Origin of the sequence: Psychrosphaera saromensis (genome assembly GCF_002954545.1) — a bacterium.
GTDB lineage: Bacteria > Pseudomonadota > Gammaproteobacteria > Enterobacterales > Alteromonadaceae > Psychrosphaera > Psychrosphaera saromensis.
The window spans coordinates 353,946-380,368 of sequence record NZ_MSCH01000003.1 but is presented as its reverse complement, the minus strand read 5'-3'; the positions used below and the strand labels follow the sequence as shown (position 1 = coordinate 380,368).

Below are 26,423 nucleotides of genomic sequence, written 5' to 3'. Positions count from 1 at the left end.
TCTTTTATGCCGCAAGTTTTATTTGTTAGAAAGAGAACGATTAAATATAGAGTGTGAATGCGGATGAAAAAAATAGGCGTTTAGAGGTTAACGGATTAACTTAAACGCCATAAAGGTAGTGCGACTTATATTGGTTGGGTTGTCGCTATAAGTTGAACTATTTATCTGTGCCTTTCATATTTTCAGTATTCTCAGTATTTTCACCTTTTGCATTTACAACATGCGAAATGAAATACCAGGTATAAAATACCCCCAAAAGAACAGTTAAACTTAATATGCCAAAGCTTAAGTACAATACGGGATCACTAAAAAAATCTCTGAACATTACGTTCCCCTTTTCAATATGAAAGAATATAAATAAATCTGATAGGGGCAGTGTAGAGCGCTAGCTAATAGTTGATATGATCTAGATCAAATGTTTTCTGTAGTAGGCAAAGGACTAAACTAAATATTGATTTAGATCAGTTAATTTGACCATATGGCCGATATTAAAATCGATAGCCGAGGACTTTGTTTTCGTTAACCCGTTTTGGTATAAGTTTAGGTTATCATGAAACTCTGGTGGCATATGCTCTGTCTGTTCAGCTAGTAACTGAGTTAGTATGGCTAGCAGTAGACTTTGCTCCTGCTGTTCAAATATGAGTTCTGCATCTAAAAGCTTTTGTCTAATAGCTGGATAACCTTCAATTGAATCCATGTCCTCTTTATAACGATGTCGTAAAGCTCTTAAAGGTTTGGTGTACTGATTAGAAAAATCAGAAACTTTCTTGTGCAGAGTCATTATCTGAGATTGGGTTAAGGCTATTTTTTTCTGGTTTAACATAGCGCACAGCAACACCAAATTAACATTGGCGTTAACGTCATTTTGCCAGGTGAGCAGAGTCGACTGCACTAAATCATTTTTATAAAGTGTGAGGCTAAATTGCCAGAACGCAGATAGAGTAATTATATTCATTCAGTGATAGTAAAGAATTCAGAGGTAAGGTGCTAGGAGTTGTTTCTCTTGTTTTTAAGAAACCTTTGATAATCAACAATGTGTTGGTCGTACTTTAGAATTTTACTGTTAGGGTCCAGTATTATCACGTCCATTTTATTGATAGGAAGAGATACCGGTTTGGTTAAATCTAGCGTGATCACCTTGCCATTCATTTGAATATCTACAGGCATAAAAAATGGCTTGTCGTTTTCTATCTGCCATTTTATCGAAATGGTCTTGTCAGTTCTATCTACTACTAACTTAGGTAAATCGGCTTGGTAAACATAGACATCAAAGAACCAAGATAAGTCTTTGCCTGTTACTTTATTTACTATGTTAATAAAGTCAGCTGTGTTTTTAAATACAGGATTGAAATTGCCAGGTTTTGGTGTGGCCGTACCGTATACAAGTTCTTTTGTGGCGGCAAAAAATGCATCATCACCAATTAAGTTTCTTAGTGTGTGAAGTACTAAGGAGCCTTTAGTGTAAATGTCACCACCTGGGCCTGTTTCTGCTTCGTAAACCTGTTCGACTTCTCTTAATGTATTTGAAACTAAAGGAGACTTGCTTACTACCTTTTTACGTTGATTATTCAATTGTGCTTTATAAGCTAGATCACCGTGTAAGTATTGAGCAAATAATGGCTGCATATAAGAACCAAACCCTTCGTGTAACCACATGTGATCCCAATTGTCATTGGTAAGCTGATTGCCAAACCATTCATGGGAAAATTCATGTTGCATAAGCCAGTCATAACCAAACTCATCTTTTTTATATTGGTTGCCATAAGCATTGATGGTTTGGTGTTCCATACCTAAGTGTGGTGTTTCAGCTAGTCCTACTTTTTCTTGACCAAAAGGGTAAGGTCCAATCATACGTTCAAAAAAGTTGATCATGGTTGGGATTTCACTAAACAGTATTTTGGCTTTGTCTGTCGTTTCAGGTAAATGATAAAACTGAATGTCTAATGTATTGCCATAGATACTTTGGTATTTTGTCTCTAACAGCTCATAAGGGGCAATATTAAGGGCAATGCCATACGTGTTATGCATTGATTTGGTTTGCCAATGATAGGTTCTTGTAAATTCGTCTTCATCTACGCTTAACAAAATACCATTACTGGCTGCTACTAAAGGTTTTGGTACGGTAATATGTTGATCAACTCGTACTGGTTCGCCACTTGGATGATCAATGCATGGCCAGAACAGATCACAACCTTCACCTTGAACGGCGCTAGCAATCCAACTTGCTCCATTTGGCGTCGTCTCCCACATAACGCCACCATCCCAAGGGGCTCTTACCGGAATTCTTGGTTGCCCTTGATAAGAAATTGTTACCGTAAATTCACCAGAAACTGGTTGGTTAATTAATAACATTCCATTTGGGTTTGAGTATAAATCAGGTGTAAGCACTTCATTGTTAACGGCTACTTCTGAAACCGTAAAGACTCGGTCTAAATCTACGGAGAACGTAGCTCGTGGTTTATCCGCTATTAAGGTTAAGGTGGTTATGGCCACAATATTTTTTTGTTCTGGTTTAATATCAAAGCTTAAATCAGCGTGTTTTACCGACAAGCCTTGTTGGGACTCTGGCATTACTCCACCACTTTTTAGCGTATATGCACTCGTTGATATTCCATTGCTACTGCAAGCAGATAAGATACAAACGGATAAAAGCGAGAGTAAAGTCATTAAGGTGAATTTAAATTTCATTTAGATCTCTTATTTATTTGTGTGCTACAACTTACAACTTAGATCTAACTAAGCCGTAAATTCTTCGCGTATTGCTTCAATCTGTTCTTCTAATTCAAACCATTCAAGTTCAATGGTTTCTAATTCAGATTTAATACTGGCTTGCTCGCTTAATAGTTTATTTAGCTGAGTCTTATTTTGTTCTGTGTATAGCTCGGTATCTGCCATTAACTCTTCTATTTGTTTAAGTCGAGTCTCTAGCTTCTCTTGTTGTTTCTCTAGCTTGTCGGTTTGCTTTTTAAGAGGCGATACTTTCTTTCTTAATTCTGCATCAAGTCGTTTTTGTTCTTTTTTAGTGGCTGCTGAGTTTTCTTTATCGTCAGTACTTTTATTTGCCGCTACTTCTTTCAATGTCTCGGTTAATAACCAAGCGTGATAATCTTCTAAGTCACCATCAAAAGGTTGTACGGTTCCGTTGTCGACTAAATACAATTCATCACAACTCGACTTCAGTAAATGCCTGTCATGGGATATTAAGATCATTGCGCCTTCAAAACCTTGTAGTGCAATGGTTAACGCTTGACGCATTTCAATGTCTAAGTGATTGGTTGGTTCATCGAGTAACAATAGGTTTGGTTTTTCAAATACGATAAGAGCCAAAACTAAACGGGCTTTTTCGCCACCAGAAAAGCTGTCGATATTGTCGAGCGCTTGGTCACCATTAAAACCAAATCCACCGAGGTAATTTCTAGCTTCTTGTTCCAATATGCCAGGGGTCAGCATAGTGATATGTTGTACTGGTGTATGACCTGGGCGTAGTCTGTCTAATTGATGTTGTGAGAAATAACCAATATTAAGGTGCTTGGAATGTTCTAACTCACCAGTAAGAGGTGGTTGAGACAATGAAATCGTTTTTATAAAGGTAGATTTACCAGCACCATTTCTACCCAATAAACCAATGCGGCTTCCAGGTACTAAATTTAAATGTATGTCACTTAATATGGTGGTATCACCGTAACCCGCACTTACTTTTTCCATCTTCATTATTGGATTGGGTAGCTGTTTGGCTGGTGGAAATTCAAAATGGAATTGTGAGTCTGTATGCGCCGGCGCAATAACTTCCATTCTTTCCAGCATTTTAATACGGCTTTGTGCTTGTTTTGCTTTAGTCGCTTGTGCTTTAAAACGGTCAATAAAGGATTGAATGTGTTTTATTTCAACTTGTTGTTTTTCAAATGTCGCTTGCTGCTGCGATAACTTTTCAGCACGTTGTCTCTCAAAGTTTGAGTAATTACCTGTGTAACTATTAAGTGACTGTTGTTCAACGTGTAAAATACCTTGGCAAATATTGTCAATAAAGTCTCTGTCATGAGAAATTAATAAGATGGTACCAGCATAACGTTTAAGCCATTTTTCTAACCAGATAACGGCATCTAAGTCCAAGTGGTTAGTTGGTTCATCTAGCAGTAAGCAGTCACTATCAATCATTAATGCTTGCGCTAAGTTAAGGCGCATGCGCCAACCACCAGAGAAACTTTTAACTGGCTTTTGCTGAGCTTCGGCATCAAACCCTAGGCCGTTAAGTAATTCACCGGCTCTAGATTTAATGGTGTAAGCATTAATATTTTCCAGCTCATGATGCAAATGGCCAATTTTAGTGCCGTCGTTGTTGTCTTCTGCAATTTGCAACTGAGCTTGTAGCTCTCGGTACTTAATGTCGCCATCAATAACGTATTCAATAGCTGATGTATCTACATTTGGGGTTTCTTGTTTCACCCATGCAAGCTGCCAATTTTTTGGATAACTTACATCGCCGTTATCTGTGCCTAGTTCGCCACGGATAACATTAAATAAAGTGGATTTACCACAACCGTTGGCGCCAATGATCCCTATTTTATGCCCCGGATAAATGGTGGCATTTGCGCCTGAAAATAAAACTTTGTTACCGAGTTGTAAATTGAGCTGGGATATATGCAACATGAATTAAATGACTTATTAAGTTGAGGGATAAAATCTATGTTCGGAATAGTATCGTCACACACGATAAACGCAAGGGATAATACCAGCTCCCATAAAGAGTTGGTCATTCAGCGAAAATTAAAAGTTTTAGAAGCAACTAGCACATGGACTGTGCGTAGGTAGAGCAATGTAGGGAACAATTGCCGAGGCATTGATTAAAGATAATGGTTGTTCCCTTGTCAAAATCAATAACACAGCTTATGAAGCTTTTAAATTCGCCCTTCGGGAGCTTGGCAGCGGCGCGATTATATCACCAAATTTGTCTGATGTACGACTGCATGGATGCAGGAGGTAGAGCGACTCAGGAGACAAAGCCGAGAACGACTATACCGTCACAAATTTCGCTTATTCTCCCACCGCTGACATAGCTCTGAATTGACTAAATCTTTAAGAGAGTTGGTATTTGGCGTGTAATCTAACGCAAAAATTGGTTAAATAGGCGCATATAGCAAATTTTAGTTTTTGTGGGGAAAGATGAGTAAAAACAAACGTCGATTTATTTCTGGGGCTACCTGCCCAAAATGTGATTCTATGGATACTATGGTGTTGTTTTTAGAGAACAATGTAGAAAAAGTAGAGTGCGTAAAATGTCATCATCAAATGGTACAGCCTGAAGGCGCGGTACAAGGTGCGACTCGCCAGTTTGAACAAGTGATTGGTGTATTCACACCAGATGAATAAAGGCTAAAATTACACAGTCACACTTTTAACTATCTAGTTTTATAACTGGATAGTGATGAGTGTGATATTTTTAGTGTCTTATTAATAATGTGGTGGTGGTGTTTCTTCTGATTCATCAGCAAGGTTAGAGCTTTTATTGGAGCTTACCTTTTCTGCTAGTAATTCAATCTGACGTTTAAACATAGCTTGTTTTAAGTTTAACGCAGTGATCTCTTGATGAAGTTGTTCAATTGTGTCGTCTTGAAACGCTTGTTTATGCTCTAACTCTTCCAATCTCTGAATTAGCTTTTCTGTCATGTTTTCAGTCATTACTTAATATCCCATACTTCACTTAAACCAGATGAACTTTCACTGATTATTTGGGTGTCGTTATTTATAAACGCGGCACTATACACTACTGCACTAGCCGGGCGACTATTTTTTCTTGGTGAGACTAACCAGTGCTTAATTTGTTTCCCCGTTTTTACATCCCACAGTGTTAATTGTCGGGTAGGGGCGCCAGTCACTAAATAACGGCCATTATGGCTAAACCGAGCAAACGAGAATACTTCTTGGCGACTAATGTACTGTAATTGCGATATCATTTTTCCAGTCGTTAAATCCCAAATGCTTGCTTGCTCACCGCTGTCAGAGGTGAATGCAAATCTAGCTTGAGCATCTAAAGCAACTTGAACCACTCGATTATGGTGTTGAAACTTATAAATGACTTGTCCAGTTTTGGTATTCCATAAATAAGCACTTTGATCACTTGAGCCAGACAAAGCATATAAACCGTTAGGGGATAAGGCGACACTGTTAATCGCGTTATTAATATGAAATGGTTTTTGCTCTTGGTCTAACAACACTTGTTGATGACCTAAAAACTCTATGCGGCGTCCGGTAGCTATGGTGATATGAACTACCACACCGTTACTTTTGCCAATTAATATATGTTTGCCTTGGTTGGAAACATCTATCGCTCTTATATTACCAACAACAACGCAATGTTCGTTTTTCTCGACCGATGGATTAAGGCATTTATTGCTATCGACAACATCATAAATACTTAATTGCTTGGTAGCCCCGTTAATGGTTTTGGTTCTATACACCACTTTAGATTGTCTAACTTGCCAGTAACCTTGGTTTTGGCCAGTGCTTATATCCCACAATGAAAAATTCTCTTTGTCTGCAAGAACCGCATAACTATCGTCGTTCGCGATTGCAGTGGCAAACACAAAGTTGTTATCGGCTTGAGCCTTTGCATTACCATCATCAAACATAGAAAAAGACTGGTCTTTTGGTGTTTGGTACCAATTGTATTTCACGCCATTGGTATTCAAATCCCACAGGGAAACGCCATGATATAAAGAAGATGAAACTGAGTATTTACCAGAGCTAGATACGCTAGCGGCAAATGAACCATTTTGGTTGTGCTCAGATTGAGATACAAAATCTGAAATTTGAGGCTGACATCCACTTATCAAGTAGCTAGATAAAATAATTGTTAAGCTTAAACGAGAAAAAATATGCAAACTAATTGCCTTATTTGTGTTTTTTAGGTTTTTCTTTATGGCGATACTCGCTAGTATAGGCCACTTCGGAACCAAAATTGTAGCATTAGATTTTTATGAAAGAAGTTTCTTATTAAATTTACTGCCAACCTTACCTTAACTATGGAGAATATAATGAGAAAAGCGATTAAGCTTTCAGTTATAGCTGCTGCGATTAGCCTTATTAGTGCGTGCGGAAATGCAGAGCAAAAAACTGTTGAATTAAATACAGATTTAGATAAACAAAGTTATGCGTTAGGCGCATCTATGGGCCGTTATTTAAATGATAATCTTAGTAAAAATGCAGAAATTGGCATTGTTTTAGACCAAGAAAAATTACTAGGCGGAATTCGTGATGCATTAGCTGAAAATGTTCAGTTAACTGAAGACGAAATTAAAACGGTCATGATCGCGCTTGAAGCTGAAGTTAATAAACGTCGTGAAGACAAGCAAAAAGAACTTACTGCTGCAGCAAAAGGCGTTGGCGAAACGTTTTTAGCTGAAAATGCGAAAAAAGAAGGCGTAACAGTTACAGAATCTGGTTTACAGTTTGAAGTATTAACGGCTAGCGAAGGTGCAAAACCGGCAGCTACTGATACTGTCACTGTTCATTATCACGGTACTTTCCTTGATGGTAGCGTATTTGACTCATCAGTTGAGCGTGGCGAACCTGCAACATTTGGTTTAAACCAAGTAATAGCGGGTTGGACTGAAGGTTTACAACACATGACGGTAGGTTCTAAGTATAAGTTTTATATTCCTTATGACTTAGCTTATGGCGAACGTGGTCGTTCTTCAATTCCTGGTTATTCAACTTTAGTATTTGAAGTTGAATTACTGTCTATTGCTGAAACTAAATAGTTAATAGCAATAGCTTCAGTAAAATATGAATAATAAAAAAGGCGCATAAGCGCCTTTTTTGTTGGGAGTTATAAAGTGACAAGCACTCTATAATTAAGTTACCGCCATTTTTTATGTAGCTGGTTGTTCAGTATTATTTAAATAGAAGACATGAATTAACTCATCTTCTAATTCCAATCTGGCTTCTAGTATTTGGCCAATGACGGATAAGTCTGTATCAAAACCATCTAAGTCAGTGTCATCAGTTAATGATGCGTATTTATCATTAAAGCTAACTAAGTCATCCGTCGTTGCGGTTATTTTTGGATAAACCTTATCTGCTAACATGGCACTTTCAGGGCTATGCTCTTGGCACTTTTTAACTACGTCGTTATATATTTCAAAATGCCCCGCTGAAAGATAATCAATCAGTCGTTGGCAAAAATTATTCACTAAATTGTTTTTGGGTAAAGCCTTTGTTTCTTTTTCAAAAGGCGGAAGACCAGCTAGTTTGCAATATTTGACTAATAACTTTTGTCGTTCAGCTAACCACGAATCAATTATCTTATTCATGCCGCCATACTTCTGTTGTGTTTGTTCCAAACGCGTTAACATGCAATTACCTTATAAAATAGTTTACAGCTTTGTTATAACAAATGATCTTGAGCGAAAGATCAATCTGTTTTAAACATAATATGTTAAATATATGTGATATATCAGAAATTAACATTTATTAGTTGAAGTATTTTACCGTATGGCTCTAATAATAACGGAACCAACAATTTATTGGTGCAACTGGTATTGCAGGCTTGCAGATAAACCTCAGGAACAAACAATGATCCAACACAGTATTAATTTCAAACAAGAGCTAGAAGGTTGGTGGTGTGTGATTGCCAATCATAAAGTTTATTTACCTTCCCCTAATAATAATATTCCCTGCGGTGTTTTTTCAGATTTAGCTATGCCCTTTACTCCGCCAGAGCAAGTTCATGAAATTGGTGTATTTGAAGGCGTTACTGTCTATTTATTACAAATCACGGACCAAGAGTTTAGCCAGCATGAAACTGAATTTTTTGGTTTTAGAACGGTATTGTTTGAACAACCTGACAAATTTGAATTTGTTGCACGAGCCTTTCAAGTGGATCTGTTTCTACGTACTCACCAATTTTGTGGCCAATGTGGTGAAAAGATGACATTGATCGACTGGGAATTAGCAACTCAGTGCAAACCTTGTAATCACAGATGTTACCCGCGCATATCACCTTGTATTATTGTGGCTATTCGTAATAAAGAAAAAATACTATTGGCACAAGGTGTCCACCATAAGCCGGGGCAATTTAGTATTATTGCTGGATTTGTAGAAAGTGGTGAAACTTTAGAGCAAGCGGTTCACCGAGAGGTTGGCGAGGAAGTGGGTATTAAAGTGAAAAACCTTAAGTACTTTGGTAGTCAGCCTTGGCCATTTCCACATTCATTAATGGTGGGTTATACCGCTGAATATGATTCTGGAGAGTTGGTGCTTTGTGAAAAAGAAATACTGTCGGCTGACTGGTATGGTTTAGATAACATGCCAAGCACTGCACCTATCCAATCTATTGCTGGGCAATTAATCGCGCAGACAAAAAAGATGATGAAATTAGCCCAGTAAATAAGTAACTGTAAAAAAGAAAAAACCACTCAAAGGAGTGGTTGAATTTTTCTAGCGCTTGAGTTGTACAATTGATATTGCGACTTCTTTTATTATTCTTGAGCGCGGAGTATTTATAGCAAAGGCAGATCTTCACTGCAACAATTAATCTTTGATTGATTTAGAATAAATAAATATCTTCTTAGATCATTTGTTTCTATAGAGACGAGGACGTTATGGTGATAAAATCTGTCCGTTGAATTTTTAAGGCGGAACCGTAGCAGAAATGGCAGAATTACAAAACGATCGATATTTAAAAGCATTAATGCAACAACCTGTTGACCGCACTCCTGTGTGGATGATGAGACAAGCAGGCCGTTATCTTCCAGAATACAGAGCAACAAGAGCCATTGCTGGTGATTTTGTTTCGTTAATGAAAAATCCAGAGCTAGCCTGTGAAGTAACTATGCAACCTTTGCGTCGTTACCCAATAGATGCTGCCATTTTATTTTCCGATATATTAACCATTCCAGATGCTATGGGCTTAGGTTTGTATTTTGAAACGGGCGAAGGTCCTCGTTTTAAATCGCCAATTCGTACGCAAGCAGACTTAGATAAGATTGGTGTTATCGACCCAGAAGTTGAATTACGTTATGTAATGGATACCGTGCGTACTATTCGTAAAGAATTAAATGGCAAAGTGCCATTAATTGGTTTCTCTGGTAGTCCTTGGACATTAGCTACTTATATGGTTGAAGGTGGCAGTACTAAAACCTTCTCTAAAATAAAAGGCATGATGTATTCAGAGCCTAAAATGATGCATCAGCTATTGGATAAAGTTGCTGACTCAGTAACTAGTTACCTAAATGCACAAATTGCAGCTGGCGCACAATCTGTGATGATATTTGATACTTGGGGCGGCGTACTTACCCCTCGTGATTACAAAGATTTCTCGTTGAATTATATGAGCAAAATCATCGACGGATTAACTCGTGAAAACGAAGGCCGTAAAGTACCTGTCACCTTGTTTACTAAAAATGGTGGTCAATGGTTAGAGATGATGGCTGAAACTGGTTGTGATGCACTTGGTTTAGACTGGACGATTAATATCGCTGAAGCTAAACGTCGTGTGGGTGATAAAGTTGCCCTGCAAGGAAATATGGATCCAGCAATGCTGTATGCTAAACCTGAACGTATTCAGCAAGAAGTGAAAACGATATTAGCTGATTATGGTGACAGTGGCACAGGTCATGTATTTAACTTAGGCCATGGTATAACACCAGATGTTAGTCCTGAAAATGCAGGCGTGTTCTTTGAATCAGTTGTGGAATACAGCCCGGCCTTTCATAAACAAAAGCCATAAATAAAAAGCTCAACTGAATTAACGTCAGTTAATCAGAATATCCTTAATACGCTGCCTTAATATTGGCAGCGTTTTTGTTTCAAACCATTTATTTTTAGACAGCCATATATTATTTCTAGGTGAAGGATGAGGGAGTACAATCACTTCACCTTTGTGCACTTCATTGTTTTTAATGGCGTTAGTTAAATTACTGAATTCTGTTAAATACTGCTTGGCAGCATACTGGCCTACCAATAATGTTAACTCTACCTTGCCCAATTGTTCCCGTATTTTGTTATGCCAGGTTTGTTGGCAAATACTCGGAGGTGCCTTGTCTCCTGAATTTGTATTGTTTTTACCGGGAAAACAAAAAGCCATTGGCATAATGGCAAAGTTATCTTTGTTATAAAACTGCTCATTGGTTACATCAAGCCACATCCGTAGGCGCTCACCTGACTTATCTAAAAAAGGTTTACTGATATTATGGGCTACTTTGCCTGGAGCCTGACCAATAATTAAAATTTTAGCGTTTTGACAGAGCTGGATAATAGGATTTGGAGCAAAAGGTAAGTCTGAAGCACATATATTACATTTTTTGATTTGCTGAATGAGCAACTCTAGTTCTGTCATAAATTGTATTTTAACCAGCTAATGCGAGAATGATTATTGGGGTTAGTCTTTAGTGCTTAGTATAAATTAGGCATAAAAAAACCGCAGTTTATACTGCGGTTTTAGTTATAACATTCGAGTTTAGAATAATCTATTCAGGCCATTTAACGCGGCAACTCGGTATGCTTCAGCCATAGTTGGGTAGTTAAATGTTGTATTAACAAAATACTCTATCGTATTTGCTTCACCTTTTTGCTGCATAATCGCTTGTCCGATATGTACAATTTCAGCCGAACGTTCACCAAAACAATGTATGCCAAGGATCTCTTTGGTATCACAACGGAATAGTATTTTTAAACTACCGATTGGGCTGCCACCAATTTGTGCTCGAGCAAGATGTTTGAATGATGCTCTGCCAACTTCATAAGGTATTTTAGCTGCAGTAAGTTGTTGCTCAGTTTTACCTACTGATGACATTTCTGGAATTGTGTAAATCCCAGTTGGGATGTCTTCAATTAACTTACGTTCAGTGGTTAAGCCCAACATATAATCAGCTGCAATTCGGCCTTGATCATAAGCTGCGCTTGCTAAACTTGGGTAACCGATAACATCACCAACGGCGTAAATATTCTCTGCAGAAGTTTTATACGTCGAATCCACTGCTAATGAGCCTCTTGAATTCGCTTTTAAATTAACAGACTCTAAGTTTAATGCGTCAGTGTTACCTGTACGACCGTTAGCAAATAAAAGACAATCTGCCTTCATACGTTTGCCTGATTTTAAGGTCATGACAACGCCGTCTTCAGTACCTTCAATTTTATCGTATTCTTCATTATGACGAATAACTATACCGCTATTCCAAAAATGATAACTCAAAGAGTCAGTCATTTCGGCATCCATAAAGGAAAGTAATCTGTCACGGCCATTAATTAAGTCAACTTTACAACCTAGACCACGGAAGATAGAAGCGTATTCACAGCCAATAACACCAGCGCCATAAATAATGATGCTTTTAGGTTCGTGTTTTAAAGATAAGATAGTGTCTGAGTCGTAAACACGTGAATGAGTAAAGTCTACATCGACAGGACGATAAGGTCTTGAGCCAGATGCGATAACAAATTTCTCAGCTGTTAATTGTTCAGCAGAACCATCAAGTAATACAACGTTGAGGGTATGAGCATCAACAAACGAAGCTGCACCATGATAAATATCTACGTCATTTCTATTATAAAACCCACCGCGTAGCTTAACTTGGTCGTTAATTACTTTGGTCGTGTGTTTTAAAATACTATCAAATGTTAACGATTCCGCTTTTTCTGGGCTGTTAAACAAAGGATTTGAATTATATTCAATAAGTCGGCTAACCGAGTGACGAAGAGCTTTAGATGGAATAGTGCCCCAATGGGTACAACCACCACCAACTTCTTTATGCTTTTCAATTACAGCAACTTTTTTACCAGCTTTAGTCAGGTTCATTGCGGCGCCTTCACCACCTGGGCCCGTACCTATAACGATAACGTCGTACTGGTACTTAAGTTCTGGCTGTACCTTGTGAGATTGTGCCTTTTGAGATTTTACTTTTTGAGCTGATTTGCTTTTTGCTGTCACGATTAAGCCTTGTCTCTGCTAGTTAGTAATATGAATGATAAAAACTTTTGTCCAATACTCCAAGCTTTATTATGATTTGTGGCTAATTATAGTGATAAAAAAAGCGACCTAAGGTCGCTTTTGATTTTTATTCACTAATTTAACCAATTTTTATGGCTAAGCTAATTGTACAATAGTTTGCTGCCATTGTTTTTGTTGTTCAGATATTTGCTGTTTTAGCTGCTTGTAATTCTGTTTTAAATCTTTAAATGCAGCGTCAGACATTTTCTGTTTCTTAGCAATCAAATATTCTCTTTGTACTTGCCCAAATAACTTCATACGTTCAACTAGATGTTGATACTCTTCTTCTAATTTTGCAATCAGCTCCGTATGGTTCGGCTTTTGTAATAGTTTATTCTCAGTCTCAAATTTTTGCATTTTAAGTTTAGCTGCAACAATTTTTGCACCTGGGACTTTTCTAAGGTTTTTGGTTAAACCAATGTAGCTACAACCTTTAATAAACCATTTAGTTGGATCGAACTGCCACCATAAAATACCATTACGATAATCAGTTTCAAAAATATGGTGATAATTATGATAACCCTCACCATAGGTTAAGAATGCAAGTGCGCCATTATCTCTCGCTGTATTTTTATCTGTATAAGGTTGAGAACCCCAGATGTGAGCTAACGAGTTAATAAAGAAAGTGAAATGATGACTAAGTACTAAACGCAAAACACCTACGGTTAATAACATGCCAATAATATCGTCGTAAATGAAACCCAGCACTAGAGGGATACCAAAGTTCATTATGATAGTCAGAGCTAAATAATGTTTGTGTTGCCACATTACTATTTTGTTTTTTTGTAAGTCTCTAACATTTGAATAATCAGAATAAGTATCGCCTTGATAGTCTCTTAACATCCAACCTATATGGCTAAACCAGAACCCTTTTTTTGCTGAATATGGGTCTTTACCGTTTTGATCAACATACTTGTGGTGTATTCTATGATCAGACGACCAATGTAACGCGCTGTTTTGCAAAGCAAAAGCGCCACCTAATGCTAATATAAATTGTAATATAGGATGAGCTTCATAGGTTTTATGTGCCCATAAGCGGTGATAACCTACAGTGATAGACATGCCTGCGTAACCTAACATTACAATTGTGGCTACCCAATGTACGGTATCAAAGCCGTATAGATAAGCATAAGTAGGAACTCCGATGGCTGCTACCAAAAAGGTAATCAGGAAAACGAGGAGGTTGGTCCATAAAATAGCAGGTTTATTTTTCATATTCTCAATTTTAGCTTACATGTGTACGCTGAATTTTAGAGGGGATAAATATAAAAGCAACCTTTTATGTTAAATTAAGCAGGTTAACCTTGGTCAAACTGTAAATTAAGTAGAGAGTTATGAATAAAACTAGAGCAGAGCAAAAAGAATTAACCAGACGAACTATTATTGATGCTGCTTTTCGATTACTTAGTGCAGACCAAAGTTATGCTAATTTAAGCTTAAGAGAAGTGACTCGCGAAGCGGGCATAGCACCAACGTCGTTTTATCGTCACTTTAAAGATATGGATGCATTGGGTTTAACCTTGGTAGATGAAGCCGGCCTAACGTTAAGACAATTAATGCGACAAGCCCGCGCTCGTATTGAAGAGGGCGGTGGTAGTGTTGTAAAAACATCAGTATCAACCTTTATGGAATTTGTAGAAACCAACGGTAATGAATTTAGGCTCTTGTTACGTGAGCGTTCTGGTACTTCAAAGTCATTTCGCTTAGCGGTCCAACGCGAATTACAACATTTTGTGGAAGAGCTGTCCGATTACATTGAAGCCAAAACCAGTGCCAATCACGTAGCTGCATATTACGAGGCGGATGCATTAGTGACGTTAGTATTTAATGCCGGAGCCGATGCCTTAGATTTAGCCCCAAGTAAACGTAGTTTGTTAGCAGATAAAGTAGTGCAGCAACTTAGGTATGTAGCAAAAGGTTCTGAGTCACTCCGCCATAATAAATAGTGTACTTTTAGTAAGGACATACGCATGGTCGAGTTCCATTAAAAGCACATAGGCTTATCAATAACTGATTAGCAGATATAAGATAACAAAAAGCCCAGTCACCTTGAAAGTGATTGGGCTTTTTGTTGAGATGTTGGTAACAAGCCTCAGTAGTGAACTAAAGCTTTTTTGTTAGTACCACGCCACATTCTAAGTGATCGGTATAAGGGAACTGATCGAACACGGCAAACTTCTCAATATTATGCGTCTTAGTTAATACCGTTAAGTTGTCATGTAATGTATTTGGATTACATGAGATATAGATGATGTGTTTGTATTTAGACACCATGTTAACCGTATCATCATCCAAACCAGCTCGTGGTGGATCAACAAAAATGGTTTCACAGTTATAGCTCGTTAAGTCTATATCTTGTAAACGAGTAAATTCACGCTTACCTTCCATTGCTTCGGTAAACTCTTCCGCAGACATACGAATGATTTTTACGTTATCAATATTATTCACTTCAATGTTGTACTGGGCCGATGCAACCGAAGGTTTAGATATTTCAGTCGCTAATACCTTATCGAACTTATCAGCCAAAGCTAATGAGAAATTACCATTACCACAGTAAAGCTCTAATAAGTCACCTTTATAAGGAATGGCATTTTTCGCCCAACTTAGCATTTGTTCACAAACTTTAGCGTTAGGTTGAGTGAAGCTGTTTTCTACCTGCTTATATATGTACTGTTTACCATCTACATTTAAGTGCTCAATAACATAGTCTTTATCAAGTACGACTTTTACTTTTCGTGCTCGACCTACAATATTGATTTTGTACTTAGCTTCTAATCGCGTTTTAAGCGCTTTACATTCAGCAGTCCATTCATCGTCCAATGGTTTATGGTACAGCAAGCTAACTAATACTTCGCCAGATAGAGTAGACAAGTAATCAATTTGAAATAGCTTTCTGCGTAAAATTTCATTTGGACGTAATTCAGCTAACAGATCATCCATTAATTCAGTTATTAATAAACTCGCTGGTGGAAAGTGATCAATTCGAACTCGTTCCTTACTGCCTTTATTAAACATGATATGAAATAAGTCTTCACCTTCATGCCATACCCTAAACTCACAACGCATTCGATAATTAAGCTTAGGTGATTCGAATGTCTCGATGTCAGTAAGAGCAAACTGCTTAAACTGATCCTTTATTAGAGAGATTTTATTAGTGAGTAATGAGTGGTAATTGTCTGGATCGATAGAGCTGATTGGCATATATAAAAGAAACCTAAAAACGAGTTAATAACTATTTTACGTGAATTATCTTAATAAAGGGATATGCAGACAAAAAAAAGGCTGCAATTAGCAGCCTTTTCTTAAATCTAACACTGTTTATTTATCATTTGCCAAACGCACTTTTAATACGCGTTCTTGAAATTCAAAATCATTCAGTTCAGCAATAACTTTTTTGCTATCGCTTGTGGCTATCTCTACAAAACCAAAACCACGACGCTTGCCAGTTTGTTTATCACGTAATAAGCGAACAGAGAATACTTTACCGTATTCACTAAACAACTCTCTTACACTGCCTTCATTAGCGCGGTAAGGTAAGTTGCCTACATATAATGTAGTCGTATCCGCTTTCCCTTCACCTGAGTTACCAGTTAAAGAAGAAACTAAACCAGCTAAAACAGCACCTACTGCAAATACTATAGCGCTAGAAGCAACGGCTATATTAAAAACAGAAATAAGAATAGCACCCACAACAGCAATAATAACTGAAGTTATCAATACAGAAGAATTAAAAGACATAAGTCGAACTCTCAAAAAGTAAAATTAAAAATATAAATTCACGCTCGGAAGTAAGCGTGTGGCTATATTAGTACGTCTACTTATGATTACAAGTGTTTTATATAGTCAGATTAACAACTTATCGAATCGTTTTTATACAAGTTGTTTGCTAATTAACCAAACAAACATAAATGTTAAAAAAGATCTTGCGCGTGTTTAAAAGATCCCTATAATGCGCCCCATGTTGTCAGGGAGACATCAAACGGCAGAAAGACAAAGTTAAGTAAGCAGTTTGAGATTGAAATTGATTAGGAAGTTTGCAAAAACTAAATAAAAAAGATTTCAAATAATCGTTGACAACGATAACGGGAAGTGTAAAATGCGCATCCCGGTTGAGACAAGCCTTGAGCGACTCAAATGAGAGTCAGTCTTAACCAGAACCTTCGGGGTTCGAAATGTTCTTTAACAACTTGTAATTAATTATCTGTGTGGGCACTTGTGAATGATAGTAACAAAAAGATTTACTATTTTTTAAGTGTCTGTGCAAACAAATTTATTTATTTGAACAGTATTTATTGAGTAGGATTAAATGAAACACTTTAAAGTGAAGAGTTTGATCATGGCTCAGATTGAACGCTGGCGGCAGGCCTAACACATGCAAGTCGAACGGTAACAGAACTAGCTTGCTAGTTGCTGACGAGTGGCGGACGGGTGAGTAATGCTTGGGAATTTGCCTTTAGGTGGGGGACAACAGTTGGAAACGACTGCTAATACCGCATAATAGCTACGGCTTAAAGGGGGCTTCGGCTCTCGCCTTTAGAGAAGCCCAAGTGGGATTAGATAGTTGGTGTGGTAATGGCGCACCAAGTCAACGATCCCTAGCTGGTCTGAGAGGATGATCAGCCACACTGGAACTGAGACACGGTCCAGACTCCTACGGGAGGCAGCAGTGGGGAATATTGCACAATGGGCGCAAGCCTGATGCAGCCATGCCGCGTGTGTGAAGAAGGCCTTCGGGTTGTAAAGCACTTTCAGCGAGGAGGAAAGCTTAGTGGTTAATACCTACTAGGTGTGACGTTACTCGCAGAAGAAGGACCGGCTAACTCCGTGCCAGCAGCCGCGGTAATACGGAGGGTCCGAGCGTTAATCGGAATTACTGGGCGTAAAGCGTACGCAGGCGGTCATTTAAGTCAGATGTGAAAGCCCCGGGCTCAACCTGGGAACTGCATTTGAAACTGGATGACTAGAGTGCGACAGAGGGTGGTAGAATTTCAGGTGTAGCGGTGAAATGCGTAGAGATCTGAAGGAATACCAATGGCGAAGGCAGCCACCTGGGTCGACACTGACGCTCATGTACGAAAGCGTGGGTAGCAAACAGGATTAGATACCCTGGTAGTCCACGCCGTAAACGATGTCTACTAGCAGCTTGGCGCTTAAGCGCTGTTTTGCGAAGCTAACGCGATAAGTAGACCGCCTGGGGAGTACGGCCGCAAGGTTAAAACTCAAATGAATTGACGGGGGCCCGCACAAGCGGTGGAGCATGTGGTTTAATTCGATGCAACGCGAAGAACCTTACCATCTCTTGACATCCAGAGAATTTTCTAGAGATAGATTAGTGCCTTCGGGAACTCTGAGACAGGTGCTGCATGGCTGTCGTCAGCTCGTGTTGTGAAATGTTGGGTTAAGTCCCGCAACGAGCGCAACCCTTATCCTTAGTTGCTAGCAGGTTATGCTGAGAACTCTAAGGAGACTGCCGGTGACAAACCGGAGGAAGGTGGGGACGACGTCAAGTCATCATGGCCCTTACGAGATGGGCTACACACGTGCTACAATGGCAAGTACAAAGGGTTGCAAACTCGCGAGAGTAAGCGGATCCCATAAAGCTTGTCGTAGTCCGGATTGGAGTCTGCAACTCGACTCCATGAAGTCGGAATCGCTAGTAATCGTGGATCAGAATGCCACGGTGAATACGTTCCCGGGCCTTGTACACACCGCCCGTCACACCATGGGAGTGGGCTGCAAAAGAAGTAGGTAGTTTAACCTTCGGGAGGACGCTTACCACTTTGTGGTTCATGACTGGGGTGAAGTCGTAACAAGGTAGCCCTAGGGGAACCTGGGGCTGGATCACCTCCTTATACATAAAGTTATGAGATTTACTCGTGTCCACACAGATAATTAATTACGAATTGTGAGCAAGAAGAAAAACCTGAAGGCCTGTAGCTCAGCTGGTTAGAGCGCACCCCTGATAAGGGTGAGGTCGGCAGTTCAAGTCTGCCCAGGCCTACCAAGCCTTTGGGGATATTGAACCCAAGCCATCATATAGATGGGGCTATAGCTCAGCTGGGAGAGCGCTTCCCTTGCACGGAAGAGGTCTGCGGTTCGATCCCGCATAGCTCCACCACTTCTTCTTAAATGAACATAAGCTCAAATAAATACACATTAAGTGGTTAACTTTAGTGTCTATTTATTTGAGTTTTTTAAAACTCAATTGCTCTTTAACAAATTGGAAAGCTGAATAAAAAATAAAGGTATAAATCTTATTTTAGTTCTTAGGAATTAGATAAAGTAATTTGTATCACTGTAAGAGAAAACTCAAGCGTTATTTATGTCGATTGTGTTTTTAGCGAACGCAATCAAAATGGCATAACCTACGACTTAGTGCGAGAGCATTTAAGGTTGTATGGTTAAGTGAATAAGCGTATACGGTGGATGCCTTGGCAATTGGAGGCGATGAAAGACGTGTTAATCTGCGATAAGTCTGGTTAAGGTGATAAAAACCGTTATAGACCAGAATTTCTGAATGGGGAAACCCACTGCATTTTGTGCAGTATCGCATAGTGAATACATAGCTATGCGAAGCAAACCCGGAGAACTGAAACATCTAAGTACCCGGAGGAAAAGAAATCAACCGAGATTTCCTGAGTAGCGGCGAGCGAAAGGGAAACAGCCGATTCAGTATGATGTAGTGGAAGGTTCTGGAAAGTTCCGCAATAAAGGGTGATAGCCCCGTACACGAAGCAGCATATTGGACACATTAAGTAGGTCGGAGCACGAGAAACTTTGACTGAAGATAGGGGGACCATCCTCTAAGGCTAAATACTCCCAATTGACCGATAGTGAACCAGTACCGTGAGGGAAAGGCGAAAAGAACCCCTGTGAGGGGAGTGAAATAGAACCTGAAACCGTATACGTACAAGCAGTAGGAGCAGACTTGTTCTGTGACTGCGTACCTTTTGTATAATGGGTCAACGACTTATATTTTGTAGCAAGGTTAACCGAATAGGGGAGCCGTAGGGAAACCGAGTCTTAACTGGGCGAATGAGTTGCAAGGTATAGACCCGAAACCCGGTGATCTAGCCATGGGCAGGTTGAAGGTTGAGTAACATCAACTGGAGGACCGAACCCACTAACGTTGAAAAGTTAGGGGATGACCTGTGGCTAGGAGTGAAAGGCTAATCAAACCGGGAGATAGCTGGTTCTCCCCGAAATCTATTTAGGTAGAGCCTCGGACGAATACTTACGGGGGTAGAGCACTGTTTGGGCTAGGGGGCCATCCCGGCTTACCAACCCCATGCAAACTCCGAATACCGTAAAGTAATATCCGGGAGACACACGGCGGGTGCTAACGTTCGTCGTGGAGAGGGAAACAACCCAGACCGCCAGCTAAGGTCCCAAAGTTTATGTTAAGTGGGAAACGATGTGGGAAGGCTTAGACAGCTAGGAGGTTGGCTTAGAAGCAGCCACCCTTTAAAGAAAGCGTAATAGCTCACTAGTCGAGTCGGCCTGCGCGGAAGATGTAACGGGGCTAAACATAACACCGAAGCTGCGGATCTTTACTTTATTGTAAAGGTGGTAGGGGAGCGTTCTGTAAGTGGCTGAAGGTGAATCGAGAGGTTTGCTGGACATATCAGAAGTGCGAATGTTGACATGAGTAACGATAATGGGGGTGAAAAACCCCCACGCCGAAAGACCAAGGGTTCCTATCCCATGCTAATCAGGGTAGGGTAAGTCGGCCCCTAAGGCGAGGCAGAGATGCGTAGTCGATGGGAAACAGATTAATATTTCTGTACTTTTAATCATTGCGATGGGGGGACGGAGAAGGCTAGGTGAGCACGGCGTTGGTTGTCCGTGTGAAAGTATGTAGGTGGTTAGTTTAGGTAAATCCGGACTTTCATTCAACACTGAGATACGAGACGAGTCACTAAGGTGATGAAGTCATTGATGCCATACTTCCAGGAAAAGCCTCTAAGCTTCAGATGATTAAGAACCGTACCCTAAACCGACACAGGTGGTCAGGTAGAGAATACTAAGGCGCTTGAGAGAACTCGGGTGAAGGAACTAGGCAAAATGGTACCGTAACTTCGGGAGAAGGTACGCCAGCATTGGTGATGGGACTTGCTCCCTAAGCTGAAGCTGGTCGCAGTGACCTGGTGGCTGCAACTGTTTATTAAAAACACAGCACTGTGCTAAATCGAAAGATGACGTATACGGTGTGACACCTGCCCGGTGCCGGAAGGTTAATTGATTGGGTTATCTTCGGAGAAGCTCATGATCGAAGCCCCGGTAAACGGCGGCCGTAACTATAACGGTCCTAAGGTAGCGAAATTCCTTGTCGGGTAAGTTCCGACCTGCACGAATGGTGTAATGATGGCCACGCTGTCTCCACCCGAGACTCAGTGAAATTGAAATCGCAGTGAAGATGCTGTGTACCCGCGGCTAGACGGAAAGACCCCGTGAACCTTTACTACAGCTTGACACTGAACATTGAATCTACATGTGTAGGATAGGTGGGAGGCTTTGAAGCAATGACGCTAGTTGTTGTGGAGCCAATCTTGAAATACCACCCTTGTATATTTGATGTTCTAACATTGGTCCCTTATCGGGATTGTGGACAGTGTCTGGTGGGTAGTTTGACTGGGGCGGTCTCCTCCCAAAGAGTAACGGAGGAGCACGAAGGTTTGCTAAGTACGGTCGGACATCGTACGGTTAGTGTAATGGTAGAAGCAAGCTTAACTGCGAGACGGACATGTCGAGCAGGTACGAAAGTAGGTCATAGTGATCCGGTGGCTCTGTATGGAAGGGCCATCGCTCAACGGATAAAAGGTACTCCGGGGATAACAGGCTGATACCGCCCAAGAGTTCATATCGACGGCGGTGTTTGGCACCTCGATGTCGGCTCATCACATCCTGGGGCTGAAGTCGGTCCCAAGGGTATGGCTGTTCGCCATTTAAAGTGGTACGCGAGCTGGGTTTAGAACGTCGTGAGACAGTTCGGTCCCTATCTGCCGTGGGCGTTGGATGATTGAGAGGGGCTGCTCCTAGTACGAGAGGACCGGAGTGGACGAACCGCTGGTGTTCGGGTTGTCATGCCAATGGCATTGCCCGGTAGCTACGTTCGGAATCGATAACCGCTGAAAGCATCTAAGCGGGAAGCGAGCCTCGAGATGAGTCATCCCTGACAGTTTAACTGTCCTAAAGGGTTGTTGAAGACTACAACGTTGATAGGTAAGGTGTGGAAGTGCTGTGAGGCATTAAGCTAACTTATACTAATTGCCCGTGAGGCTTAACCATACAACGCTTAAGTGTTCTTGAACGTTGATACAAATAAAATTTATTTTTTACTTAACTGATTATTCGGTTAAGAAGCTTTCCATTGTTAAATACGCAATAACGCTTTTGTCTGGTGGCAATAGCGCTGTGGTCCCACCTGAATCCATTTCGAACTCAGAAGTGAAACGCAGTTGCGGCGATGGTAGTGTGGCAGTCGCCATGCGAGAGTAGCTCACCGCCAGACTCCTATTAGAGAAACCCGTTGATCGTAAGATTGACGGGTTTTTTGCTATTTGGAGTTAAGAAAACAGCTTCGAGTTGAGAGCTGCGAGCCTCGAGTGGTGAGTGGTGAGTGGCGAATTTTGAGAAAGTGAAAAGCAAAAATCCTAGACTCCTATTTGGTTGTTCCTAGGCATCCATGCCTTCACGACATTCGAACATCCTTGTTCATCCAGAAACCCGTTGATCGTAAGATTGACGGGTTTTTTGCTATTTCGAGTTAAGAAAACAGCAGCGAGTTGAGAGCTGCGTGCCTCGAATTTCGAGGAAGAGAAATAAGCAAAATCAGCCTCTAGTTGAGGGCTACTAGAGACGAGTAAAAAGCAAAAGTAACTTATACCTTGAGCAGTCAACAATGAATCAACATTTTTTATGACACTCTTCAGCTATTTTTACCTTCAGCATTATCAAGTGTTAGCTATTTATCCTGTTAGATTCAAATGTGATGAATTATTTACTCATCTGAGATACACTTTCTCATACTTTAAAACTATAGATTTGTGCCTTTGTTTTCTACTAAACCACTTCATTCATTCCATTTATCTAGCAGTGTAAAACACTTAGCAGAGATAAATTCAATTACCGATCTTAACCAAGTACTAGAGCTTACTAATAACGGTGAGTTTATTGTTATTGGGGAAGGCAGTAATACTATTTTTATAGATGACTACATGGGTACGCTAATTTTAAACAAGTTAGTTGGGATCGTATTAACTGAAAATGATGACTTTTATCAAGTATCGGTAGGTTCAGGTAATAATTGGAACGAATTTGTGCTTTGGTGTCTTTCAAATAACATTAATGGTTTAGAAAACTTAGCCTTGATCCCAGGAACTGTTGGCGCATGTCCAATACAAAATATTGGGGCATACGGTGTTGAAGTTAAGAAGTTTATAGATAGTGTTGAATATGTTGATTTAAGCACTGGGGAAGTTTCAGTATTAGATAATAAGTCGTGTAATTTTGGTTATAGAGACAGTATTTTCAAGCATAAACTGAAAGGTAACGTATTCATAACCAAAGTAAATTTTTCATTTGCTAAAATTTGGCAACCTGAATTAGCGTACGCACCGTTAAATAGTTTACAGAGCCCAACGGCAAAAGAAATTTATGACAAAGTCTGTGAAGTTCGAACGCTAAAGCTACCGGATCCAAAACTGATTGGAAATGCAGGTAGTTTTTTCAAAAACCCAATTGTTAGCAATGATAAAGCAGAGCAACTTGTTGATGAGTATGCAAATATACCTAATTATGAATACAACAAAAATAGCAAAAAAATAGCAGCTGGCTGGTTAATTGAACAAGCTGGTTTAAAAGGGTTTAGCCTAGGTAATGTTGCCGTTCATGATATGCAAGCTCTTGTTTTAACTAATAAAACAGGTGATGCAAACGGCAGTGAACTAATTGAACTTGCTAGCCACGTTATGATGAAGGTCTACGACAAATTTGGCATAACGCTGGAGCCAGAAGTTCGATTTGTTGGTAAGCATGGGGAAGTTAAATTCAGCGAAATAGATCAGAATGTTTATGGATAATAAGCACAAAATAGTTCAAATTTTATCAGACGGTGAGTTCCACTCTGGTGAAGTTATTGGTGAGCAGTTAGGTATATCAAGAGCTGCTGTTTCAGGCCATATAAAAAGTCTATCAAATATAGGCTTAGATATATTTTCAATCACAGGTAAAGGCTATCAATTGGCCGGCGGCTTATCACTATTAGATCTTAAAAAAATAAAACAAAATTGTTCAGTTAATAATGAGTTAGAACTGTTTCCGGTGATCCCATCGACCAATGAATATCTAATGGGTTTGATCAAATCAAAAACCGATTTATCCGATGGCCACACAATATTGGCAGAGTGCCAAACTCAAGGCAAAGGCCGACGAGGTCGCACCTGGCAAAGTCCTTATGGCAGTCATGTTTACTTATCCCAGTATCGGACTATGGACAGCGGGCTTTCTGCTGCATCAAGTTTAAGCTTAGCAATAGGTTTAGCGGTCCTTAATACTATTAACGCTTTTTCTAATAAAAAATGTGAACTGAAATGGCCAAATGATCTTTTAGTCGAAGGCAAGAAAATTGCTGGGATATTAGTAGAAGCTGAAGGCCAAGCTGATGGTGTTTGCCATTTAGTCATTGGGGTTGGTATTAATATAGACATGCCAAAAGCGTCAGCGTTAGATATTGAACAGCCTTGGACTGATTTGAATACAATAACGGATAATACAATCGACCGAAATCAGTTTATTGCAAAATTACTTGAGCAATTAGAAAGTGTTTATCAGGAATATAGTGATAATCGCCTCGATAATTTAGCCAATCAATGGAACCAAAATAACGCCTTTGTAAATCAAATTGTCGAACTAAGAAGTACATCAAAGGTTCAAGTAGGAAAGTGTTTAGGGATTGATACTAGCGGCGCGTTATTACTAGAAGATTTGACGACAAAGGTAATATCAAAAATATTTGGTGGTGAAGTCAGTCTTAGAAAAAAGAAAGTTGAAAGCTAGTGGTTGTATTACTAGATGCTGGCAATACCAATGTGAAGTTAGCTTATGTAACTGATGATGACGAGATCAAAAGATTAACACTTGCTGATTTTTACCAATCAATTACGAGCGTAGATAAGCTTATCTATGGTTCGGTTAATGACTCTTCTGAGTTGAAAGAGATTTTAACTGCTTGTATTGATAATAATATTACCGTTAAGAAAGTCGAAGTTACACCTAGTTTTAATAATTTAATATGCGGTTATAACGTTGTTGCAAATTTAGGTGTTGATAGATGGTTAGCAACTATCGGTGCTAGGTTAACGTATTCCGAAAACATTCTTATTATTGTGGATGCGGGAACGGCAATAACACTCGATATTTGTATAAATCAGGAGCATAAAGGTGGTTGGATTGCACCTGGCCTCATGCTAATGCAACAGTCTATAATTGACAAAGCCCCAGGTGTTTTCACCAATGAATCAATTAATTCAGAGATATTTGGTACGGATACGCCCTCTGCATTATTTCACGGTAGTTTATATGCTTTGGTCGCAATGATAGAGAAGGGCGTTGAATTGGCTAAAAAACTGGCTAATGAAGATGAATGTTCGTTAAGTATTATTTTAACCGGTGGCGATGCAGCGATATTAAATTCACATTTATCATTAAATAGTGATGTGAATCACGATCTTGTGTTTCTAGGTCTGCAACAATTTATTTAACAATTGAGCGGAAAATAATCATAATAAATTAATATTTAACACTATCTGGTTGTTTCCTATGCAAACAAACAATAAATATAAAAAAAAATACCTTTTACTATTGCCAATTCAAAATCCATACCATAGAATGCGCCCACTTGATGAAGTGCCGGCTTAGCTCAGTTGGTAGAGCAACTGACTTGTAATCAGTAGGTCGCCAGTTCGACTCCGGCAGCCGGCACCATCAAATCTTACTTTTGTAAATTTATTTACATGGCCAAGTAAGATACAACGTGGAGGGGTTCCCGAGTGGCCAAAGGGATCAGACTGTAAATCTGACGGCTCAGCCTTCGATGGTTCGAATCCATCTCCCTCCACCATCTATTCTTTTATTAAGATTTATCGTCTTAATAAAAAAAGGTCGGCTCGCGACCTTCTATGCTTTGATCAAGAAGTTGATTCAAAGCGGACGTCGTATAATGGTATTACTCTAGCCTTCCAAGCTAATAACGCGGGTTCGATTCCCGCCGTCCGCTCCAAACTTTTGCTGATATAGCTCAGTCGGTAGAGCGCACCCTTGGTAAGGGTGAGGTCGGCAGTTCAAATCTGCCTATCAGCACCATCCTCTTCTTCTCAATCCTTGCATCAAATAATCAATTTTATATATCACGCTTTATCATCTAAAGCGATTTGTTAACTCA

The 26,423-nt window shown here is 39.7% G+C and carries 20 protein-coding genes, 6 tRNA genes and 3 rRNA genes; 17 read left to right on the top strand and 12 right to left on the bottom strand.

The genetic code is table 11. From position 1 onward, the window contains the following. Positions 1-157 precede the first annotated feature (157 nt). The 4 genes from BTO11_RS16435 to BTO11_RS01695 form a co-directional block, all read right to left on the bottom strand. Positions 158-325: a hypothetical protein gene (locus BTO11_RS16435; protein ID WP_181135816.1), complete on the bottom strand. Its 168-nt coding sequence runs from the start codon at positions 323-325 to the stop codon at positions 158-160. 114 nt (positions 326-439) lie between these two features. Next, the gene (locus BTO11_RS01705) at positions 440-955 is read right to left on the bottom strand and encodes a TIGR02444 family protein (RefSeq protein WP_105050952.1); all 516 of its coding nucleotides are present in this window, start codon (positions 953-955) and stop codon (positions 440-442) included. 32 nt (positions 956-987) lie between these two features. Further along, positions 988-2,688, bottom strand: coding sequence for a M1 family metallopeptidase (locus tag BTO11_RS01700; protein WP_105050951.1), 1,701 nt, complete (start codon positions 2,686-2,688; stop codon positions 988-990). A gap of 48 nt (positions 2,689-2,736) precedes the next feature. Continuing rightward, entirely contained in the window at positions 2,737-4,647 is a 1,911-nt protein-coding gene (locus BTO11_RS01695) for an ABC transporter ATP-binding protein (RefSeq protein WP_105050950.1), read from the bottom strand. Positions 4,648-5,160: 513 nt separating this feature from the next. Between BTO11_RS01695 and BTO11_RS01690 the strand changes: the two genes are divergently transcribed. Beyond that, positions 5,161-5,367 carry a YheV family putative zinc ribbon protein gene (locus tag BTO11_RS01690; protein WP_105050949.1) on the top strand — a complete coding sequence of 69 codons (207 nt, stop codon included), beginning with the start codon at positions 5,161-5,163 and terminating at the stop codon, positions 5,365-5,367. Between the two features lie 81 nt (positions 5,368-5,448). Here the strand turns inward: BTO11_RS01690 and BTO11_RS01685 are convergent, their stop codons facing one another. Together BTO11_RS01685 and BTO11_RS01680 are read right to left on the bottom strand one after the other, a co-directional pair. Next, positions 5,449-5,676 (bottom strand): SlyX family protein, encoded by a 228-nt coding sequence (locus BTO11_RS01685; RefSeq protein WP_105050948.1) that lies wholly within the window; start codon positions 5,674-5,676, stop codon positions 5,449-5,451. Beyond that, positions 5,676-6,878 (bottom strand): WD40 repeat domain-containing protein, encoded by a 1,203-nt coding sequence (locus tag BTO11_RS01680; RefSeq protein ID WP_105050947.1) that lies wholly within the window; start codon positions 6,876-6,878, stop codon positions 5,676-5,678. Before BTO11_RS01680 ends, BTO11_RS01685 begins: the two co-directional genes overlap by 1 nt. A gap of 153 nt (positions 6,879-7,031) precedes the next feature. On the opposite strand from BTO11_RS01680, the gene bamJ reads away from it, so the two are divergent. Further along, positions 7,032-7,757: a BamJ family beta-barrel-assembly machinery protein gene (gene bamJ, locus BTO11_RS01675; protein WP_105050946.1), complete on the top strand. Its 726-nt coding sequence runs from the start codon at positions 7,032-7,034 to the stop codon at positions 7,755-7,757. Positions 7,758-7,868: 111 nt separating this feature from the next. On the opposite strand, the gene rsd is transcribed toward bamJ, so the two are convergent. Then, a complete protein-coding gene (rsd, locus tag BTO11_RS01670) occupies positions 7,869-8,351 on the bottom strand; it encodes a sigma D regulator (RefSeq protein WP_105050945.1) in 483 nt (160 codons plus the stop codon). Between the two features lie 220 nt (positions 8,352-8,571). On the opposite strand from rsd, the gene nudC reads away from it, so the two are divergent. Further along, positions 8,572-9,384: an NAD(+) diphosphatase gene (gene nudC, locus BTO11_RS01665; protein ID WP_105050944.1), complete on the top strand. Its 813-nt coding sequence runs from the start codon at positions 8,572-8,574 to the stop codon at positions 9,382-9,384. Positions 9,385-9,649: 265 nt separating this feature from the next. Continuing rightward, complete coding sequence (gene hemE / locus BTO11_RS01660) at positions 9,650-10,726, top strand: uroporphyrinogen decarboxylase (protein ID WP_105050943.1); 1,077 nt, start codon at positions 9,650-9,652, stop codon at positions 10,724-10,726. 24 nt (positions 10,727-10,750) lie between these two features. Here hemE and BTO11_RS01655 read toward each other — a convergent pair whose 3' ends face one another. The 3 genes from BTO11_RS01655 to BTO11_RS01645 form a co-directional block, all read right to left on the bottom strand. Then, entirely contained in the window at positions 10,751-11,335 is a 585-nt protein-coding gene (locus BTO11_RS01655; RefSeq protein WP_105050942.1) for a uracil-DNA glycosylase family protein, read from the bottom strand. A 120-nt stretch (positions 11,336-11,455) separates the two neighbouring features. Further along, complete coding sequence (gene sthA, locus BTO11_RS01650) at positions 11,456-12,922, bottom strand: Si-specific NAD(P)(+) transhydrogenase (RefSeq protein WP_105050941.1); 1,467 nt, start codon at positions 12,920-12,922, stop codon at positions 11,456-11,458. A 156-nt stretch (positions 12,923-13,078) separates the two neighbouring features. Continuing rightward, positions 13,079-14,197 carry a fatty acid desaturase gene (locus BTO11_RS01645; RefSeq protein WP_105050940.1) on the bottom strand — a complete coding sequence of 373 codons (1,119 nt, stop codon included), beginning with the start codon at positions 14,195-14,197 and terminating at the stop codon, positions 13,079-13,081. A 119-nt stretch (positions 14,198-14,316) separates the two neighbouring features. On the opposite strand from BTO11_RS01645, the gene fabR reads away from it, so the two are divergent. Next, a complete protein-coding gene (gene fabR, locus BTO11_RS01640) occupies positions 14,317-14,928 on the top strand; it encodes an HTH-type transcriptional repressor FabR (protein WP_105050939.1) in 612 nt (203 codons plus the stop codon). A 157-nt stretch (positions 14,929-15,085) separates the two neighbouring features. Here the strand turns inward: fabR and trmA are convergent, their stop codons facing one another. Together trmA and BTO11_RS01630 are read right to left on the bottom strand one after the other, a co-directional pair. Then, positions 15,086-16,183, bottom strand: coding sequence for a tRNA (uridine(54)-C5)-methyltransferase TrmA (gene trmA, locus BTO11_RS01635; RefSeq protein ID WP_105050938.1), 1,098 nt, complete (start codon positions 16,181-16,183; stop codon positions 15,086-15,088). 117 nt (positions 16,184-16,300) lie between these two features. Then, positions 16,301-16,720, bottom strand: a complete 420-nt coding sequence (locus BTO11_RS01630) for an RNA recognition motif domain-containing protein (RefSeq protein ID WP_105050937.1) — start codon at positions 16,718-16,720, stop codon at positions 16,301-16,303. 580 nt (positions 16,721-17,300) lie between these two features. Between BTO11_RS01630 and BTO11_RS01625 the strand changes: the two genes are divergently transcribed. The 12 genes from BTO11_RS01625 to BTO11_RS01570 all read left to right on the top strand — a co-directional run bounded on the left by BTO11_RS01625 (position 17,301) and on the right by BTO11_RS01570 (position 26,344). Continuing rightward, positions 17,301-18,834 (top strand): 16S ribosomal RNA (locus tag BTO11_RS01625). Between the two features lie 75 nt (positions 18,835-18,909). Then, positions 18,910-18,986 (top strand) — tRNA-Ile (locus BTO11_RS01620). A 38-nt stretch (positions 18,987-19,024) separates the two neighbouring features. Further along, positions 19,025-19,100: transfer RNA gene (locus tag BTO11_RS01615), tRNA-Ala, on the top strand. Positions 19,101-19,381: 281 nt separating this feature from the next. Further along, positions 19,382-22,270: ribosomal RNA gene (locus BTO11_RS01610) — 23S ribosomal RNA — on the top strand. A 108-nt stretch (positions 22,271-22,378) separates the two neighbouring features. After that, positions 22,379-22,493: ribosomal RNA gene (gene rrf / locus BTO11_RS01605) — 5S ribosomal RNA — on the top strand. The 16S, 23S and 5S rRNA genes sit together here with 2 tRNA genes alongside, the layout of an rRNA operon. 541 nt (positions 22,494-23,034) lie before the next feature. Further along, complete coding sequence (murB, locus tag BTO11_RS01600; protein WP_105050936.1) at positions 23,035-24,063, top strand: UDP-N-acetylmuramate dehydrogenase; 1,029 nt, start codon at positions 23,035-23,037, stop codon at positions 24,061-24,063. Next, on the top strand, positions 24,056-25,039 hold the full coding sequence (birA, locus tag BTO11_RS01595; RefSeq protein ID WP_181135815.1) for a bifunctional biotin--[acetyl-CoA-carboxylase] ligase/biotin operon repressor BirA: 984 nt from the start codon (positions 24,056-24,058) through the stop codon (positions 25,037-25,039). The genes murB and birA overlap by 8 nt, the downstream gene beginning before the upstream one ends. Then, entirely contained in the window at positions 25,039-25,743 is a 705-nt protein-coding gene (locus BTO11_RS01590; protein ID WP_105050934.1) for a type III pantothenate kinase, read from the top strand. Before birA ends, BTO11_RS01590 begins: the two co-directional genes overlap by 1 nt. A 147-nt stretch (positions 25,744-25,890) precedes the next feature. Further along, positions 25,891-25,966: transfer RNA gene (locus tag BTO11_RS01585), tRNA-Thr, on the top strand. 51 nt (positions 25,967-26,017) lie between these two features. After that, positions 26,018-26,102 (top strand) — tRNA-Tyr (locus BTO11_RS01580). An 85-nt stretch (positions 26,103-26,187) separates the two neighbouring features. Beyond that, positions 26,188-26,261, top strand: a tRNA-Gly gene (locus BTO11_RS01575). Between the two features lie 7 nt (positions 26,262-26,268). Further along, positions 26,269-26,344 (top strand) — tRNA-Thr (locus BTO11_RS01570). Positions 26,345-26,423 lie beyond the last annotated feature (79 nt).

Excerpts from the sequence above, each read along its gene's own strand:
- fabR (WP_105050939.1), top strand. The coding sequence starts at position 14,317 with ATGAATAAAACTAGAGCAGAGCAAAAAGAATTAACCAGACGAACTATT.
- BTO11_RS01705 (WP_105050952.1), bottom strand. The coding sequence starts at position 955 with ATGAATATAATTACTCTATCTGCGTTCTGGCAATTTAGCCTCACACTT.
- nudC (WP_105050944.1), top strand. The coding sequence starts at position 8,572 with ATGATCCAACACAGTATTAATTTCAAACAAGAGCTAGAAGGTTGGTGG.
- rsd (WP_105050945.1), bottom strand. The coding sequence starts at position 8,351 with ATGTTAACGCGTTTGGAACAAACACAACAGAAGTATGGCGGCATGAAT.
- birA (WP_181135815.1), top strand. The coding sequence starts at position 24,056 with ATGGATAATAAGCACAAAATAGTTCAAATTTTATCAGACGGTGAGTTC.
- bamJ (WP_105050946.1), top strand. The coding sequence starts at position 7,032 with ATGAGAAAAGCGATTAAGCTTTCAGTTATAGCTGCTGCGATTAGCCTT.
- BTO11_RS16435 (WP_181135816.1), bottom strand. The coding sequence starts at position 325 with ATGTTCAGAGATTTTTTTAGTGATCCCGTATTGTACTTAAGCTTTGGC.
- hemE (WP_105050943.1), top strand. The coding sequence starts at position 9,650 with ATGGCAGAATTACAAAACGATCGATATTTAAAAGCATTAATGCAACAA.
- BTO11_RS01700 (WP_105050951.1), bottom strand. The coding sequence starts at position 2,688 with ATGAAATTTAAATTCACCTTAATGACTTTACTCTCGCTTTTATCCGTT.
- BTO11_RS01695 (WP_105050950.1), bottom strand. The coding sequence starts at position 4,647 with ATGTTGCATATATCCCAGCTCAATTTACAACTCGGTAACAAAGTTTTA.
- BTO11_RS01685 (WP_105050948.1), bottom strand. The coding sequence starts at position 5,676 with ATGACTGAAAACATGACAGAAAAGCTAATTCAGAGATTGGAAGAGTTA.
- BTO11_RS01655 (WP_105050942.1), bottom strand. The coding sequence starts at position 11,335 with ATGACAGAACTAGAGTTGCTCATTCAGCAAATCAAAAAATGTAATATA.
- trmA (WP_105050938.1), bottom strand. The coding sequence starts at position 16,183 with ATGCCAATCAGCTCTATCGATCCAGACAATTACCACTCATTACTCACT.
- BTO11_RS01630 (WP_105050937.1), bottom strand. The coding sequence starts at position 16,720 with ATGTCTTTTAATTCTTCTGTATTGATAACTTCAGTTATTATTGCTGTT.
- BTO11_RS01690 (WP_105050949.1), top strand. The coding sequence starts at position 5,161 with ATGAGTAAAAACAAACGTCGATTTATTTCTGGGGCTACCTGCCCAAAA.
- BTO11_RS01645 (WP_105050940.1), bottom strand. The coding sequence starts at position 14,197 with ATGAAAAATAAACCTGCTATTTTATGGACCAACCTCCTCGTTTTCCTG.